At 48.5% G+C, this 17,205-nt stretch carries 17 protein-coding genes; 11 read left to right on the forward strand and 6 right to left on the reverse strand.

Features of this window, described 5'->3' with window-relative positions; genetic code table 11:
- Positions 1-5: 5 nt before the first annotated feature.
- From DW922_RS09425 to DW922_RS09455, 6 genes are all read right to left on the reverse strand, one after another.
- Complete coding sequence (locus DW922_RS09425) at positions 6-455, reverse strand: hypothetical protein (protein WP_004611520.1); 450 nt, start codon at positions 453-455, stop codon at positions 6-8.
- Positions 456-463: 8 nt separating this feature from the next.
- Positions 464-1,384, reverse strand: a complete 921-nt coding sequence (locus DW922_RS09430; RefSeq protein WP_050755693.1) for a ParM/StbA family protein — start codon at positions 1,382-1,384, stop codon at positions 464-466.
- Positions 1,385-1,676: 292 nt separating this feature from the next.
- A complete protein-coding gene (locus DW922_RS09440; RefSeq protein ID WP_015567903.1) occupies positions 1,677-1,826 on the reverse strand; it encodes a hypothetical protein in 150 nt (49 codons plus the stop codon).
- A gap of 562 nt (positions 1,827-2,388) precedes the next feature.
- Entirely contained in the window at positions 2,389-2,658 is a 270-nt protein-coding gene (locus tag DW922_RS09445) for a DUF6462 family protein (RefSeq protein ID WP_173863481.1), read from the reverse strand.
- Positions 2,651-3,124 (reverse strand): DUF6462 family protein, encoded by a 474-nt coding sequence (locus DW922_RS09450; protein ID WP_117813370.1) that lies wholly within the window; start codon positions 3,122-3,124, stop codon positions 2,651-2,653. The genes DW922_RS09445 and DW922_RS09450 overlap by 8 nt, the downstream gene beginning before the upstream one ends.
- A gap of 9 nt (positions 3,125-3,133) precedes the next feature.
- Positions 3,134-3,361 carry a DUF6462 family protein gene (locus tag DW922_RS09455; protein WP_117813372.1) on the reverse strand — a complete coding sequence of 76 codons (228 nt, stop codon included), beginning with the start codon at positions 3,359-3,361 and terminating at the stop codon, positions 3,134-3,136.
- A gap of 656 nt (positions 3,362-4,017) precedes the next feature.
- On the opposite strand from DW922_RS09455, the gene DW922_RS09460 reads away from it, so the two are divergent.
- The 11 genes from DW922_RS09460 to DW922_RS09510 all read left to right on the forward strand — a co-directional run bounded on the left by DW922_RS09460 (position 4,018) and on the right by DW922_RS09510 (position 17,199).
- On the forward strand, positions 4,018-5,178 hold the full coding sequence (locus DW922_RS09460) for a hypothetical protein (RefSeq protein ID WP_025529819.1): 1,161 nt from the start codon (positions 4,018-4,020) through the stop codon (positions 5,176-5,178).
- Complete coding sequence (locus DW922_RS09465; RefSeq protein ID WP_118480337.1) at positions 5,175-5,726, forward strand: hypothetical protein; 552 nt, start codon at positions 5,175-5,177, stop codon at positions 5,724-5,726. The genes DW922_RS09460 and DW922_RS09465 overlap by 4 nt, the downstream gene beginning before the upstream one ends.
- 250 nt (positions 5,727-5,976) lie before the next feature.
- Positions 5,977-6,378: a hypothetical protein gene (locus tag DW922_RS09470; RefSeq protein WP_003499603.1), complete on the forward strand. Its 402-nt coding sequence runs from the start codon at positions 5,977-5,979 to the stop codon at positions 6,376-6,378.
- Between the two features lie 40 nt (positions 6,379-6,418).
- Positions 6,419-7,129, forward strand: a complete 711-nt coding sequence (locus tag DW922_RS09475) for a hypothetical protein (RefSeq protein WP_003499607.1) — start codon at positions 6,419-6,421, stop codon at positions 7,127-7,129.
- A gap of 13 nt (positions 7,130-7,142) precedes the next feature.
- Entirely contained in the window at positions 7,143-8,138 is a 996-nt protein-coding gene (locus DW922_RS09480; RefSeq protein WP_006873391.1) for a hypothetical protein, read from the forward strand.
- Positions 8,139-9,515 carry a C39 family peptidase gene (locus DW922_RS09485; protein ID WP_118726449.1) on the forward strand — a complete coding sequence of 459 codons (1,377 nt, stop codon included), beginning with the start codon at positions 8,139-8,141 and terminating at the stop codon, positions 9,513-9,515.
- Between the two features lie 33 nt (positions 9,516-9,548).
- A complete protein-coding gene (locus tag DW922_RS09490) occupies positions 9,549-12,605 on the forward strand; it encodes an ATP-binding protein (RefSeq protein WP_118523195.1) in 3,057 nt (1,018 codons plus the stop codon).
- Between the two features lie 193 nt (positions 12,606-12,798).
- Positions 12,799-13,326 carry a DUF5697 family protein gene (locus DW922_RS09495; protein ID WP_182434831.1) on the forward strand — a complete coding sequence of 176 codons (528 nt, stop codon included), beginning with the start codon at positions 12,799-12,801 and terminating at the stop codon, positions 13,324-13,326.
- A complete protein-coding gene (locus DW922_RS09500; protein ID WP_118523196.1) occupies positions 13,327-13,989 on the forward strand; it encodes a DUF6100 family protein in 663 nt (220 codons plus the stop codon).
- Between the two features lie 172 nt (positions 13,990-14,161).
- Complete coding sequence (locus tag DW922_RS09505; RefSeq protein ID WP_118523197.1) at positions 14,162-15,247, forward strand: hypothetical protein; 1,086 nt, start codon at positions 14,162-14,164, stop codon at positions 15,245-15,247.
- Between the two features lie 17 nt (positions 15,248-15,264).
- Positions 15,265-17,199, forward strand: a complete 1,935-nt coding sequence (locus DW922_RS09510) for a VirD4-like conjugal transfer protein, CD1115 family (RefSeq protein WP_118523198.1) — start codon at positions 15,265-15,267, stop codon at positions 17,197-17,199.
- Positions 17,200-17,205 lie beyond the last annotated feature (6 nt).

The raw sequence follows: 17,205 nt of genomic DNA on the forward strand, positions 1-17,205 counted from the left end.
AATAATCAGTCTCCTTTCGACATCCATCCCATTGCAAGTCCTGCAACATCTGCATCGTCCATAACATCTTCTGTAGGTTCTTGTGCTTCACTATTGGCTGCCTGCATTATTACCGGCTGACCAACATTCATCCCGGATATCACTCCGCCTAACAGCCTTATGACCTCTTTCCTAGCCTCATTGGTTGCTGCTTCAATGACTTCTTCCTTAATGTCATCAATATCTTCTGACCGGATATATTCAGCCCTCTCTTTTTCCTTCTTCTTGATAACAAAAGTTTCTTTTCCATAATTATCAATGTAGAACTGAATCGCATCTATAATGAACTGGTTCTTAGATTTGAAAATCTTCGGATCAAGGTTCTGAATCACATCATTGATTTTCACATGCTGAGGATTGCTCATGTTGAGGCGGACAGAAGTTTTTACTTCATATTCAAGTCTTCTTCCCATCATCTGCCTCCTTATGATAATCGCTTAGTGCTTTTAAGCCCCATCGTGGCAAGCTGCTCATATCCTCTTGCATTTGCCTTTACATCAAGGTTATAGGAAATGTTCTTGGCATCATGGCTACCAAAATTCTTCATCACAACTGCCCCGCCACCGACAAATACAATCGGTGTAGTCTTTAAGTTATACCCAAACTCACGAATTGAGTTATATACCTTATCAACAAAATCCTCTATCTCTGCCTTGATAATGGCAAAGTATTCATCATCAATATCTGACCTGCCATATCGCATGATGTTCTGTATCTCTGACTCGTCTACCTCTCCGTTAAGTTGTCTTACACACTGTTCATTGATAGAACGCATACAGGTAATAAGACCTTTTGGTATCGTCACACACTTTGATTCATCCGGTGACTTGTTGATTACCGGCATAATGTCGATTGTCCAGCTACCGATATCTACTATCAGCGTTTTCTTTGCCATTGTAGGAATCTTGTCCACTACTGCTGCATAACACTGAGGGAATACTGCCACATCATCCATTTCAATATAATACGGCTCATTCTCATATTTGAAGCTTACACGCTTATTCTTTGTCAGGTACTTGATAAAATCATTCTTCTCTGCACCAAACCTTGTAAGTGGAAGTCCTACTGCAAGGAATACCTTTGCCTCTGCAAGACCTCTTCTTTTAAGTTCCTTAGCAACTGCTGCAAGAGTGAGAAGATAAAAGCTGTCATCTTCGACCTTTGTATCCTTTACTTCCTGCCTCACAGTTCCAACCTTATAGAACTTTCCTTCATACTCAAGTACATCGCCGAAAAGTGCCGGAGTTGTTGTAATCTCCTTAACTCCTGTGACAAATACCTGAGAAATTGTTTTCATCATTGACCAACCATGATCAATGCCGATTACTTCTAACTTGTTATTCATATGTTTTGCACATCCTTTCTCCTTAAACAGCCACTTGAACATCTTAACCACCTACTTTCCTATCAGCTTTCGCATACAAGGAAAACAATAACCATTCCCTTGATAATATGGACATCCGACACATTCCGTCGGAAGTTTCTGTTCTTTTTTCTTAGATGGTTTACAACATGTTCCATTGGCACATCTGTTGTTATGTCCCCAGAAGAATCTACAATGCATACAATCTTTTAATTCTCTTTCAAGCTTTTCTTCTGGAGATACAAACCTGCGTTTCTTATGCTTATCTCTTTTTTCAACTGTTCCCACCAGAGCTCTCCTCCCTTCCAAGGAGTGATTGCTCTCTTATATTTTCCAATATCCTGTCCGACTCACCTGCTGTCCTTGCTAATGAATACAATACGATAAGAACAATAATTATAAATGCTATGCTAAATCCCATCATCACTTTATCCTCCTTCAAATTAGTTGCCATATAGACAAAATTTGAATTTGGAAGTGATATAGTCTACATGGCTATGCTTAATGCTAAGCATGTAGGTACACGCCAGTCTTCTAGACTCCTATATCGCCCCGTGTACAAAGAGGTGTTCTCACCTCCGGGAGTTACAGACGAGCCACAAAATGTGTTTCACGACGCCCTTCTGAATTATCAGAAGCACTATCTCCTCTTTTAGCCTTTTGAGGATAAGGACAAACTTCTCGCCCTCTGTGGTTGATTATCCTTACGCAACATGCCGAATTCTTTTTCCAGATTTCCATCCAACTTCTCACCCTTCATCTTTCGATCCATCAGGCTACTAATATGATAGCTGTGACTTTCATCTTCCAGGTACATGCCCCGTAAATTTACTACCTACAGATACTCTGCAGTGCAAACTACTTTGCAAATCTGTAACTGATTATTAAATTGTTCATCCCAAGTTTTTCTTGGAATGTCCATATATTACATTAGTTTCTATAATGCCGAAAGTGACAATCACGGGTCTTTTTTATCAAAACAGGTACTATTGCGGTCTTTTTTCTTCACCTAACAATTTATTCCAAATATGCTTGGGCAATGGTCTTGTTGGTTCCTTAAATTTTTCCAAATACATCTCAAAGATATCAGTGTTAATCAACGCTGAATTTCCAACCTTATACACTGCCCCTGCTTCAGAAGCCAAAACCATAATCCTTGATTTACTTATGCCATAAATAATGGCACCCTCAGTAGCATTTACATATTTTTTCATAATGTCTTTTGTATCTGAATAGAACTTATATGAGTTACTCATTCAATTCACCTTCTTCCTGCCCATATAACGGCTCTTTCAAAGGTCTTGCAGGTTGTCTGAATTGCTCCATATAATTATCAAATATTTCCAAATTGATTAACACAGTCCCCCCTGTTCCCTCATTTATTTTATATGTTGCACCTGCTGCTCTAGCCAACTCGATAAATCTATGTCTGCCAATACTGTATATAATTGAAGCTTCTCCAATTCTCGCAAACTTTTTAATTATCTGTTTATTTGTTCCAGGCACTTTGTATATGTGTTTCATAAACTCATCAAACCTTTCCTTTTTTACTAAATGAATATGGGTAAGCTTGTATAAAGAACCTGCCGCCTTAGCAATATATTCAGTTTCTTCAACACTTAATCCATATTCATGAGCCACCTCTTCGACCCTTATGTATCTTTTTATTACCTCCCCACCATGAAGATAAGCCCTAACATCCGGCTGTAATTGTGTTACCATCCTTTTCACCTACTTATAAAATTCATCATCAACTATATGGAATGTCTCAATGTACTCATCAAATATTTTTAAATTCACAAGCACTAACTGACCTAACTTATAGATTGCTTTGGCATCCTTAGCCATTTGCATAAACTTTGATACGCCCATATGATACATTTCTGCTCCTTCGCTATATCTTACAAACTTTGTATTACCATTCTTCTTAAATTCCTGATATGCCTTTGTGTGTTCCATGCTATTCTCCTTTCGGTATTTCAATTGTTCCTATAACGCAAAAAAGGACATCTTCTAAATTTCTTTAGAAAATGTCCTCTAAGTAATACAATCTTTAATTTTTCAGACTAAGCAATCTGTACTAACCTGTACTAATCTTTTTTTGACTATGCCAAAAATTGGTCAAATCTTGGTCAAAACCCCTTGACCAACTATATATTTTAGTACATCCAAGTGCTGAAACCCTTGGTTTTACTGGGTTCTTACTTTTCTAACGACTTCATTGTCGGGAATAAAATTTTGCTCTCTCCATCCTGCCCCATGCCGCTCTGTAAGGGTTCAAAACTCGCACAATACTCGATTCGTGAAACTTTTTTCATTCGTCTTGTGTCCTCTTGTGCCGTCCTTTTCGCCTCAAAAGTTGTAGAAAAATTGTAGAAAGTTGTAGTGCGTCTGTTATGGCATATTACTGGCACAGGAATGGCAGCATTCTGCTATGCTATCCCAGTATGCCGTATCCACCATAATCTCTACATGAAGAACGGCTTGTTTGTTTAATCGCAGACGCATACATATTATATGATAACCTCCAAGCCCATCCAAGTCAACGGTTTTTATTGAAACATTTTATGACTTTTATTTCCCTACCTTTAATAATTAGTAAAGAGGAGACTGCCATGCCTGAATACCAACTTCAAATTAAACAAGTGGTAGATTACCCACGATGCCGGATTTATCGTGAGTTCATCCACAAACTGATCAACGACCGGAGCATCCGCATAAACGGAGGCTCCGGCCTTTTTCATTTTACTGTACTTTGCAGCTATGCAAACTTCCGCACCTCATATCGCCGTATTGACGGGATCAGTTATACAGTCTCGCCCGGCGAATGGGTTTGCACCGTCAAGGAACTGTCTTGCTGGTTCCGCACCCGCTTTCATCGGCAGGCGCTGTCCATGCTGGATACCCTTCAGAAGCAGCACTTGATTTCCTATACACTGCTGGGCCGTGGCAATGTAGTCAAATATAAAATCCTCCACTGGGCCCGCCACAATTCCGCACTGGAGTACAATGCCCCATGCCAAAAGGATACCGGTTTTTTCTTCCTGCCAGTCTCTGTTGCCCTGGAACTGGTCAGCTCTGCCCGCTGCTCTGAAATGGACATCGTTCTGGATCTGTGGGTATCCGCTGTCTACAACGATACGCAGGTGCAGGGGTCAGAGGTCGGTCCGGTAGCCTATTTTCGCAATGGTACAGGAAACCCGTTGGTCAGTTATACCGAACTCTCCTGCCGCTGGGGGCTGTCACGCGCTACCGTATGCCGGATACTGAAAAAGCTGGACGGTCTTGGGTATATCTCTATCATGTCGTTTCCCGGCCGGCATGGAAGCGTGATCTACCTGCAGAACTACCTGTCCACCATGTTTGAGATTTCCGATGTTTTAATCGACAAGGAGGAAGTTGCCATGACCTTAAACATTCATCTGGAGCTTCCGGAAACTGCTGAAACCGAAGAGAGCCATTCCATCTCTGAGCATGAGGTCATTGTTTCGGATGCACTTTCCAGCGTTTCAAAATCGCACATTGAAACGATACTCCGCAAGATGGCTGACATCCTATCTACGCAAGGGATTTCCTGCTTTTCTTGCCCGCTCTCCCGCTATAAGTTATATCCCTTATCGGACGACTGCTGGGAAGAGTTGATTCCGCGTGCGCGAGGGAAATCCACGGCCCACTTTGGTCTGACCATCCTCTGCGGCACAAACACTTCAATCGCCACTTTTGAACTTACACTCACTCCCTCTGAGGAGCACGAAAATAGGAGGAACCTGAAATGAGAAAATTTGTTGAACCTGATGTTGCTGATAATCCCCTGTACCATGATACCTGGAAACTGCTGAAAAAATACCGAGATGTTGTGTGGAGCCTGGAGCTTTCTGTCCAGCATGTCCGCACCAAGTTTGAGATTGAGTATGGTACCTCCATTGAGGATTTTCTGGATTCAGTCTATCTGGCTGGCGCTGATTTGGCCGGAAGCGACATCGAGCATCATGCCAAATGCATTGAACGCAGCCACAAAATGCTCAAGCTGCTGGATTCCGCAATCGAATTGCTGCGTACCAAGCACAAAAACGGTGAGGCATATTACTGGCTGCTGTACTACTCCTTCCTCTCGCCGCAGCAGCTCAAAAATGTTGAGGAAATCATCGAGACCCTACGACCGCATATTCGTGACATCAGTTTCAGAACCTACTACCGCAAACGCCGGGAAGCTATTGAAGCCCTCAGTTCCGTCCTTTGGGGCTATACCTCCAAGGACAGTTTAGACATGCTGGAACAGTTCTTTCCAGAGACAAAATCACCTTCCGGACAATCGGGCAAATAATTGGCACAATTCGGGAACAAAATTGGCATGGTTCTGCTCTTTCAGTGTAAATACCGATGTGTTAAACTGAATATGCTCAAACTTGCACCCAAAACCGAACAGGACAGTAACGGCACCTTTCATCAGGGTGCTTTTTTGCTGCCCAGATGGCCGCCCGGCCATTTGAAAGCCCACATTTGTTTTGACAGGTGTGGGTTTTTCTGTTCCCTATTGAGCATCAAAAAATCATTCAGAATTGGAGGATCGCAAATTGAAGAAAACGAAAACCCCTCAAACTCCGCAGCTTCAGGAGCCGGATACCCAGTCCAAGCGCAGGCTTTCGCTGCCCAAAGTAGCTTACAGCGCCTTCCTGTGTGTGATGATGTCCATGATGTTCTGCCAGCCGGCTTATGCGGCAACAGATGTATGGACCAAGGCCAAAGAGATCATGCAGGATGTATACACCCAAATCCTTGCCATCTCCACTATCGCCGCCATCGTCACTGCTTCGGTAGCCTTGCTGCTCATGAACTTCTCCCGTTCCGGACGGACGGTGGATGAAAGCCGCGCCTGGCTCAAACGAATCTGTATCACCTGGGCTATCCTCAATGGCTTGGGCTTTATCATGGCGTATGTGACGCCGCTCTTTAGTGGCGGACAATGGACAGGCTGATTGACCGTCTGACTGCTCGCCGGAAAGGAGGCTTGCATTTATGGGCATTTTAGACGGCATAGTGGAATGGATCGCAGAACAGGTAATGGCCGGTCTTGATCTGGTGACCACATCGGTTTTGGGTGCGCTGGGCTGTGATATGGCTGTATTTCTGCGTTATTTTCCCGCAGCAGAGACTATGTACTCTGTTTTCGTGGCTCTGGCAATCGGGATCATCCTGCTCAACTGGGTCTGGCAGTTATTCAAAAACTTCGGTCTTGGCGCAGGTGTGGAAGCAGAAGACCCGGTAAAGCTGAGTATCCGTTCCGTTATTTTTATCCTGCTGACGCTCTTTTCAGATGAGATCGTCAATATTGTTCTTACCATCGGCGGCACCCCCTACCACTGGATCATGGAGTCCGACCTTCCTGCATTAAGCTTTGCAGATTTCAATTCCGTGATGCTGGTCATCATCGGTGTGTGTGCCAATGGGGCTGTGGCGCTGATTACCTTGATTTTGGTTCTCATCCTGGCCTGGAACTACCTAAAACTTCTGTTCGAGGCAGCCGAACGGTATGTGCTGCTCGGTGTACTGGTCTACACGGCTCCTGTGGCTTTTTCTATGGGCGCCAGCCAGACCACAGCAAACATCTGGAAATCCTGGTGCCGGATGCTTGGCGGTCAAATTTTCCTATTGGTCATGAACGCCTGGTGCCTGCGCCTGTTCACAAGCATGGTGGGGTCCTTCCTTGCGAACCCGCTTTCGTTGTAAGGAGGTCTTATCCTTGAAGAAACTCAAAAAATTTTTGTTTGCGGCCTTTACAGTCGCAATTCTCTCCTGCCTGCTCTGCCAGCCGGCTTTTGCCGCTATCTCCGAAAGCGATGTGCAGGCTCAGGTAGACGCTGTGGGAAAAGAAGCCGTTTCCGGCAATGTGTTTATCTGGTTTCTCTGTGCTATCGGCTTTCTCAAAGTCGGCCAGAAAATCGATTCCTTCCTCTCCAGTCTTGGTGTCAATGTAGGACATACCGGCGGCAGCATGCTGGCTGAGGCTATGATTGCTGCCAGAGGCATCGGCGGCATCAAGAACTTTTCCAGTCACCACTTTGGCGGCGGGAGAAACAGCAGTTCCACCAATGTCAACGCAAACGGTGGTAAAGGCAGCGGCGGCTTTGGGGCAGGGTTTGCCAGCGGCGGTCTTGCTGGAGTGGTGAGCCGAAAAGTCACAAACAGCGCCATCAAGACAGCCACCACAACTCCCGGCTCCAAGCCTTCTGGTCTTGGCAGTCTTTTAGGCGATGCTGCAGCCGGAGGGATCGGCGGCCATATGTACGCTTCTTCCGTCAGTAAGGGCGGCAATTTTGCCAACAATGTAATCGGCAGCGTAGCCACGGGTAGTATCAGCCAGATGGGTTCCATTTCCGGTGAAAAAGCCGCCGAAGCCCTGCACTCTTACATGGGATATGCGGCACTGGAATCCGGAGCTGAAAATGTTCCGACCTTCCAAAATGTCGAAATTGGCGGCGGCCGCATCACCGGCACAGAAGTGACTGCGGAACATCCCGAAGGCATCTCCTTTGGTATGTACCACGCAGACCAATATGTTGCCCCGGAAGGCCAGTACACCACCGTTCATGCCGTGGATGGCACAGCATGGTATAAGCAGTACGCTGTGGATGCTGTTGACAAATCGCCCTATATGGCTCCTGACGGTTCTATCGCCTTCAACGAATCCATTGTCAAAAAGCTGCCTCCAGCCCCGAGGAGAAAGGACAAGATATAAATGCCAGAAGATCAAAAAAGCAGTTTTTCCGAAGCTGTGGAGACCGGCGCCTCCGCAGCGCATACCATCCGCGGCGCAATCAAAACCGGAAAAGCTATTTCCTCCGCTGCCAAAGGCGCTGCCGCAGGCGGTCCTTACGGTGCAGTTGCAGGCGCAGTGTGGGCAGGTCGGAAGCATATCGGAAAAATCATTGTGGCAGTCATTGCCCTGCTTATGCTGCCGGTATTATTTGTTCTCATGCTCCCCGGGCTTATTTTCGGCGGACTGACCAATGCTTTTTCGCCATCTGACCCCGAAATTCCGATTTTGAATAGCGAAACAGCGATTATTGAGAACGCCAACGAGATCACCTTTACCCTCAACGGCATCTTGGGCGAGGCACTGGATGATGTACTTGCCCGGATCGAAGCTGACTTTGCGGCATCGGGAGCCGACCATATGGAGGTCAAAAATGCCTATTCCGGCGGTCCCATTTATAACGCCAACCTGTTTATCTCTCAGTATTGTGCGGCCAAAGACAAGGATTTTGAAAGCATTTCTCTGAATGACCTTGCCGCCACCCTGCGGGAAAACAAGCAGCATCTATATTCCTACACCAGCAAGCAAGAGATTCGTGAGAGCACCGTGACTGATCCGGAGACTGGGGAAGAAACAACGGTGTCCGAAACATGGATGGTCTATACTGTCCGTTACAACGGTGAGTCCTATTTTTCTGATGTTGTATTCCAGCTTACCGATGACCAAAAGGAGCTTGCATCTGATTACGCTTCCAACCTAAGCCTGTTCTTGGGCGATGGTCTGCTGCAAAATCTGGAAGCGTGGACCGGAAACAGCATCACCGCTCTGGGCGATGTTACTTTCACCGACGGGATCACACCTGTTGTTTACTACAATCAACTGGATGAACGCTATGCCGGTAAAGCATATGGTACGGACAATATTGGCGGTTATGGCTGCGGCCCTACCGCTATGGCAATCGTGGTGTCCTCTCTGACGGACGATATGGTTAACCCTGTGGAGATGGCCGAGTGGTCTTACAACAACGGCTACTGGTGTAAAAGCAGTGGTTCTTACCATGCGCTGATACCTGCCGCCGCTGGGGAATGGGGGCTTCCGGTTTCCGGCTGTACCACTGCGGAACCACAGCGCATCACAGACGCACTGGCTAATGGTAAACTGGTAGTAGCAATCATGTCTGAAGGCCACTTTACCTCTTCCGGTCACTTCATTGTCCTGCGTGGCGTAAAAGACGGCAAGATCATGGTGGCTGACCCTGCCAGTTACACACGGAGCGAACAGCTCTGGGATCTGTCCATTATCTTAAATGAGGCCAGCCGGCGCGCTGGAGCTGGCGGTCCGTTCTGGATTATCGGCTGATGTGCCCGCCCGGCTTCGGAAACGAGGTTAATCATGAATCATAAAATCGACCGAGATACCTACATAATACCACCGAATTTCATCGAGTCAGGCACCTTCTTCGGTGGTATGTTCAAAGCCCGCAATGTGATTGAAGCCGGCATCCTGGCATTTGCCATTGGTGTGCCGGTTTTTTCATTGCTCCCTCTTGGCCTGACTGCCCGTATCATCGCTTTGTGCCTGACCGCACTGCCAGCAGCATTGGTGGCGCTTATCGGAGTTTCCGGTGAGAGCCTTTCCTCTTTTCTGCTGATTTTCATAAAGTACCTGCGAAATCGCCGCATTGTAGGCGGTAACAGCGCAGAAGATGCGGTTCCTGCGGCAGAGCATGGCGGCAAGCATATCAAAAAGAAGGTACACAAGCCCGATAAGGCTCCCAGGCGGTCACGGCGCTCCGGCAGAGAGGATTTCCCAGCGGAGTTTGATGAAGTTCGTGGCTACGAGATCCGCCAAAAACTCCGTCCTGTGAAAAAGCAGAAGCCTGCCAAAGAGAAGAAAACCGCCAAGCAAAAAAAGAAGGTCTCCAAGGAGCGCAAAGTAAAACGCCCTATCCGCACTCAGGAGCCGAAGCCCGCCTGCCTTAACCCGGTAGCAGATTATCTGCCGATTTCCAAAATTGAAAACGGCATCATCTACACGAAAGACCACCGCTATGTCAAGGTCGTCGAGGTAGTACCCATCAATTTTATGCTGCGCAGCGCCCAGGAACAGCGGAACATCATCTATTCCTTTGTATCCTACTTGAAAATCAGCCCCATCAAGCTGCAAATCAAGGTACTGACACGCCGGGCAGAGATCAACCGCCATCTGGATACCGTTCGGAAGGAGATGGAACAGGAGACCAATGAACAGTGTCTGCTCATGCAGGAAGACTACCTCCAGTTCGTTCAGCAGATCGGTTCCCGTGAGGCAATTACCCGACGTTTCTTCCTGATTTTTGAATATGAGCCGTGGAGCAACACCAAGCGCTCTGATGAAGAAGGCGAGGCAATCAATGCCCTGCAAAGTGCAGTCCATACTGCTACCAACTACCTCCGTCAGTGCGGTAACGAGGTCATCGTTCCGGAAAACTGGGATGAGTTTACGGTAGATGTCCTCTATAACCTGCTCTGCAGAAATGAAAGTGCTGTAAAGCCGCTCTCCGTCCGGGCACAGGAGGTTGTGGCTGAGTACCTTGCCAAAGGGCGCGACAGTGAGATCGACCATATCCCTGCCACCGAATTCTGTGCGCCAAAAAGCATTGACTTCACGCATGGTCACCATATCTGCATTGACGGTCTGTATTATGCTTATTTGCTGGTGCCCTCTGATGGCTACAAAACGCAGGTTCCAGCCGGCTGGCTCAGTCTTATCGTCAATGCCGGTGACGGGATCGATATGGATATGTTCCTCTCCCGTCAGCCCAAAGAAACCATCATCCAGAAAGTCGGACAGCAGCTGCGTATCAACCGTTCCAAAATCAAGGACGCCAGCGACACCAACACCGACTTTGATGACATTGATGGCGCTATCCGAAGCGGGTACTTTCTCAAAGAGGGCCTTGCCAACAACGAGGACTTCTACTACTTGAATCTGCTGATTACCATTACTGCCTCCAACGAGGAAGACTTGGAATGGAAGGTCAGCGAAATGAAGAAGCTCCTGCTCTCACAAGACATGAACGCCTGCACCTGCCATTTTCGGGAGGAACAGGCGTTTTTATCTGCCCTGCCATTGGTGGCAATGGAAAAGAAACTGTATGAGCGGGGTAAGCGCAACCTGCTGACAGGCGGTGCCGCAAGCTGTTATCCCTTTACATCCTATGAGATGTGTGATGATAACGGTATCCTGCTGGGTGTCAACAAGTACAACAGTTCCCTTATCATCGTGGACATCTTCAATTCTGCGGTCTATAAGAACGCCAATATGTCGATCCTTGGCACGAGCGGAGCCGGCAAAACCTTTACCATGCAGTTGATGGCGCTGCGAATGAGGCGGAAAAATATCCCCATTTTCATTGTTGCGCCCCTAAAAGGCCATGAATTCCATCGCGCCTGCTCCAATGTGGGCGGCTCCTTTATCCAGATTTCACCGGCCAGTCCCCACTGCATCAATGTCATGGAGATTCGGCGGGTAGACCGCTCGGTGAATGAACTTCTGGACGGTCCAGGCATCCAGTTATCTGAACTTGCAGCAAAGATCCAGCAGCTCCACATATTTTTCAGTCTGCTGATCCCCGATATGTCTCACGAGGAACGACAGCTTTTGGACGAAGCCCTTGTTCGTACCTATAACACAAAAGGCATCACTCATGATAACGCCTCTTTGGAAGACCCTGCACAGCCCGGCCAGTACCGTGAGATGCCGGTGCTTGGTGACCTGTACGAAATTTTGAAAACCTCCAAGGAAACGATGCGCATGGCCCACATCCTAAACCGTCTGGTAAACGGAAGCGCCAGCACCTTCAATAAGCAGACCAATGTTCGGCTCGACAACAAGTACACTGTTTTGGATATTTCCTCCCTCACCGGAGACCTGCTCACCGTAGGTATGTTTGTGGCGCTGGACTTTGTTTGGGACAGAGCCAAAGCCGACCGTACAGAAGAAAAAGCCATCTTCATTGATGAGTGTTGGCAGCTTCTATCCGGTGCCGGTGCTGCTGGTGTAAGATTGGCCGGCGATTTTCTTTTGGAAATTGCCAAAACCATACGCGGTTACGGCGGCGCCTCGATTTTTGCAAGCCAGGATCTTGCCGATTTCTTTGACCTTGACGGCGGCAGATTTGGTAAGGGCATCATCAACAACTCCAAGACCAAGATTATTCTGAATCTGGAGGACGACGAAGCCCAGCGGGTACAGGAAGCCCTGCACCTGTCCGATGCTGAAACAATGGAGATCACTCACTTTGAAAGAGGTCACGGTCTGATTTCTACCAATAACAACAATATTATGGTGGAGTTCAAAGCCAGCCCCCTGGAAAAGGATCTGATCACTACCGACCGCCGCGAGCTGCGTGAAATCGTAGAGCGAAAACGCCGTGAACAATCCACATCTGCCGAACAGCAGATATAACAATTTGAAAGGCGAGGTGATTCCCATGTGCAACTTTCCTGCCAGACGCCGCTATGCGTCTGCTTTGCGTCTGTATTACGCCTAAAAGCCAGTTTTGCCAGCCAGATCATCCTTTGGGCTTACACTGACTGGCTTTCCTTCCTATTTAATGCGTCTTGAATACGCCTATATTACGCCATTGGAGGTGATACCCATGAAGACCAGGGCTGAAATCTATGGAAATGAAGCTGCGGCTCTGCTGCGGATCGTCACGATGTATCCCGGTCTCAATATGCAGCAGCTTCTTTGCTTTCACCCTGGCAAAGAAGAAATCATCAAGACCCTGCTCTCCCATCTGCAAAAGCAGGGCCGTATTTTTCAAACTGATACAGGCGGTTACTTTCCGTCTGGTTGGGCAGCAAAATCGGACAGCTCCCTGATACGGGCTGCCTGGGTACTCTTGGATTTTATCGGGCAGGTGGAATACCATGCTCCCGGTGATTTTCCGGTCAAGCTTATCTTCTTTGCAAACGGTGAACTATACGAAATCGTCTACGCAGCTTCCGGCCAGGAGGCCCTAATCAACCATGCGCTTCGGGATGACCGCAGCGGTGGACGCCGCATCATTTTGATCGATAATCCGGAAGACATTCGCCGCATTGACTGCCCTGGCATTTCCGGTTTCTGCACCGTGGATGCAGCGGGCCAGGTGCATTACTTTAAAAAAACAGGAGGAACTTGATTGGAACGAAAAATCATCTCACACCGGATTGGAAGCATTCTTGATGATATATCCCGTTTGAGCAATGCTCTTTACGCGATGGATACCACGGATATTCAGCGCTATCCGGACAACTATGAAGTCTTATCCACTGATGCCGCCCTGCGAGCAGAGAAAATTGCCTGCAGGCTGCGGCATTTGATATATTCCAGCACCACCATCCGCAAAGGCGATTACCTGACATCCGCCGGTATTGTACACGGAATTGAGGTTGTCTATGAGGACGGTGTACTGGATGTCACCCTGCCTGGCCTGCTCCCAAAACGCAAGCAGAGGCAAAACACTGAGTTTCTGCTCGACCCGTTCTACTTCTCATTGGAGCAATACGCCAAAGAGCATCCCATGCCCCACTTCAGCGATTGTGTGGTGTGCTTTACGCAGGTTTATGACCAGTGCCTTCCCACCCGGCGTATCCGTGACTACGACAATCTGGAAGAAAAGCAGCTTCTGGATGTCCTCTCCACCTTCGTCATGGCTGACGATACCGGCCTGCTCTGCGATGCCTACAACACCGCTGCGCTGGGCGAAAAGGACTGTACCAGAATCAGTGTCATGGAAAAAAAGCGGTTTCCCGCCTGGCTTGCTGAGCATGAAAACACCCTAAAATCCATCTCGGATTTTTGAGCATTTTCAGCCATTGCTTGTCCGACCTGCCGCAACATCGTATTTCGCCCCGGATTTCGGGGCTTTTTTCTGTCGTTACACCACGGATTTTTACCGAAGTTCCTTGCAGTCTCGGTAAAAGCCACACACCACAAGGAGGTGATCACTTGGGAAATTCCCACAGCCAGACACGATGGCGTACAAGCTTCTCTCTCTGACTGCCATCTCCGGCGAGTTCCCCACAGACCAGCTTAACAGACTTCCCGGCAGTCCATATTATCTGGAGTCTGTTGTCACTGCACTGAAAAAAGACGGGCTGCTGCGTACCTATTACCGGGATAAACTGCGCGGCTACCGTCTGGGGCCGCGAGCCAAAGCCACTCTGCTGGAAAGCCGACCGGACAGGTTTGCCAGCTACCTGACGGGAGATACCGACACCAACCGTTTGAAATGCGAAATTGACCGAAGACTCCGGCTACACCGCCTGGCAGAAACCTATGTGACCATGGATAATGCGGGTGTATGTGTGTATCGGGATGAAAAACCGGCAATTTTTGCGCCGGAGGGTTACGCTGGCGGCAGGATTGTCTATCCTGCTTTTTTCAGTTCCAGAGAAGTGAAAGAAATGGGGATCGACACCACGAAGATCCGCAGTTCCCGCTCCACTGGAATACTCCTTGCGCCCTCCGGCATCTTCGTGACCTACAACAGCAGCAGCGCCCTGATGAAGTGGCGCTACAAATCGGAAATGCGGGTCAAGGCATTGATTTGGAGCGTAATCTGCCAACAGCGCCTGTCCCCACAGTTTCGCCATGAGGATGTTCATGGACTGATTCTGGGCAACAGCATGGATCTGGCTTACCAGATTTTGACCAGCACCGGAGGACGCAAACATGATTTCTTCATGCTGGATGGCAGCTATGAGCATTTTCTTTATCTTACCAACGACCATCAGGGGGAGGTGATACTTGCACTGTTGTGCGACCCTGGGAAAACTGCGGAGCTGGATCGCATTCTGCTCCAAGGTCTTACTGCGAGGCAGCCCGGACTGGCTATTGAGCATGACGGCATTTCACCGGATGGCTCACCAGTCCTGTTTGGCTATTTCTGCGATCTGCCCCGTATCGCACGCTTTAACACCTCTCTCGAACTATCCGAGCGCCCGGGCACACTGATCTGCTTTGACTTCCAGGCAGAGGTACTTCGCAGCTACTGTGGTTCCCAAGTGCGCTTCCAGACCATCGACTTCACAAAATTCGAGGGGAGGTTGTTCCCATAAACAAGAAAAAACTGATTGTGAGCCTGATTGCAGCGCCCTTTGCCACTCTTACAATCCTATACGCAGGCGGCTTTCTGGCGCAGCTTTTGGGTAACTATGCAACCTGGAAACAGGGCGGCGGTATTCCCGGCGATGGTACTTCACCGCTGGCCGCTTCGCCCGACTTCCTTCTCTGCCTTTCCTCTGTGCTCCGACCGCCTTATGGCGTGTATGGCATCTTGATCTGCATTGGCTTGTTAGCAGTGCTGCTCATCATGGTCATGCGCATGGGATATGGTGATGCCGGCGAGTATGATGAAGACCGTAATTTCTCCTACTCCGCCAAAGGCACTTATGGCACCTCCGGCTGGATGTCCCGCAAAGAGATGTCCGGCGTACTGGATCTGGTGCCCGATCTGCGAAAACACAAGGGTGTTGTACTGGGTATGCTGGATGGCAAAGCAGTCTGCATACCGGAAGATACCAGAATCAACGGCAATCTGGCAGTCTACGGCGCCAGTGGTTCCATGAAAACCCGTTCGTTTTGTATGAACCGTATCCTTCAGGCCACTGTCCGAGGCGAAAATGGCGCCAGAGAATCATTGATCATCTGCGATCCCAAATCGGAATTGTACGAGAAGTCAAGCGAATTTCTCCGCAGCCGGGGCTATTGTGTCAAGGTATTCAACCTCGTTTCGCCTGAAAACTCAGATTCCTGGTGTTGCCTTGCCGAAGTTGAGGGACAGGAACTAATGGCCCAGCTTTTTGTAGATGTCATCATCAAGAACACCACAAACAACGGCAAGAGCGACCATTTCTGGGATGCCTGCGAGATGAATCTGCTCAAGGCCTTGGTACTGTATGTGGATCAAGGCTATGCGGAAGAAAACCGCAACATTGGCGAAGTCTACCAGCTGCTGACCCTCAATGGAGAATCCCAACTTGACACATTGTTCGAGGCGCTTCCTTCCACGCACCCTGCCAAAGCACCCTACAGCCTGTTCAAGCAGGCCAGCGACACAGTGCGAAGCGGCGTGATTATCGGTCTGGGCAGCCGCCTGCAGGTATTCCAGTCTGAACTGATCAAAAAAATTACCGCTAAGAATGAGATCGATCTGGAGCTTCCGGGGCAGCAGCCCTGTGCCTACTTCCTCGTTACCAGCGACCAGGACAGCACCTTTGATTTTCTGGCCTCGCTGTTTCTATCTTTCTGCTTCATCAAACTGGTGCGATATGCAGACCACAACTGCGAGGGCGGCAAACTGCCTGTGCCTGTCCATATCCTTGGGGAAGAACTGACAGCGTGCGGCACGATCCCAGACCTCTCCCGCCGGCTCAGCGTAATACGCTCCCGGAATATCTCCATGTCCTGTGTGTTCCAAAATCTCGCAGGATTGCAGAACAGATACCCGCAGAATTTGTGGCAGGAAATCATTGGAAACTGTGACGCGCAGTTGTTTTTAGGCTGTACAGACCAGCTTACTGCCGAATTTATTTCTGCCAGGACAGGGCTTGCCTCTGTAGCAGTATCCAGTAAATCCAAACAGCTAGGCACCTGGCGTATCTCCAACTATACACCGGAGTTTCGTGAGACCTCCGGTGTTGGAAAACGCCCTGTACTTACTCCTGATGAAGTCCTGCGGCTCCCTCTGGATCAGGCGCTCATCATCATCCGCGGCAAGAAGGTTCTGCAGGTAGACAAAATGGATTACTCCAAACACCCGGAAGCCAAGTACCTGCGTTCCTGCAAAGCATCTGCCCATGTACCGGAATGGCGCCGCTTGGAAGAAGAAGCCGCCAAAACACCGCAGCCCGCTCCGAAACCGGCTCCGGCAGCAAAGAAACAGGCAAAGCGCAAAGCCACAAAGCCGGCATCCCCCACAGATAAATCACCCAAAGAGGCTCCGGCTCCCAAATCTGCTGGTACGCCGGAAGGCATTATTACCACAGACAAGGATTCCATCCTGTCTTGAACAAAA

Source organism: Clostridium sp. AM42-4 (assembly GCF_003480105.1).
Classification (GTDB): domain Bacteria; phylum Bacillota; class Clostridia; order Lachnospirales; family Lachnospiraceae; genus Brotaphodocola.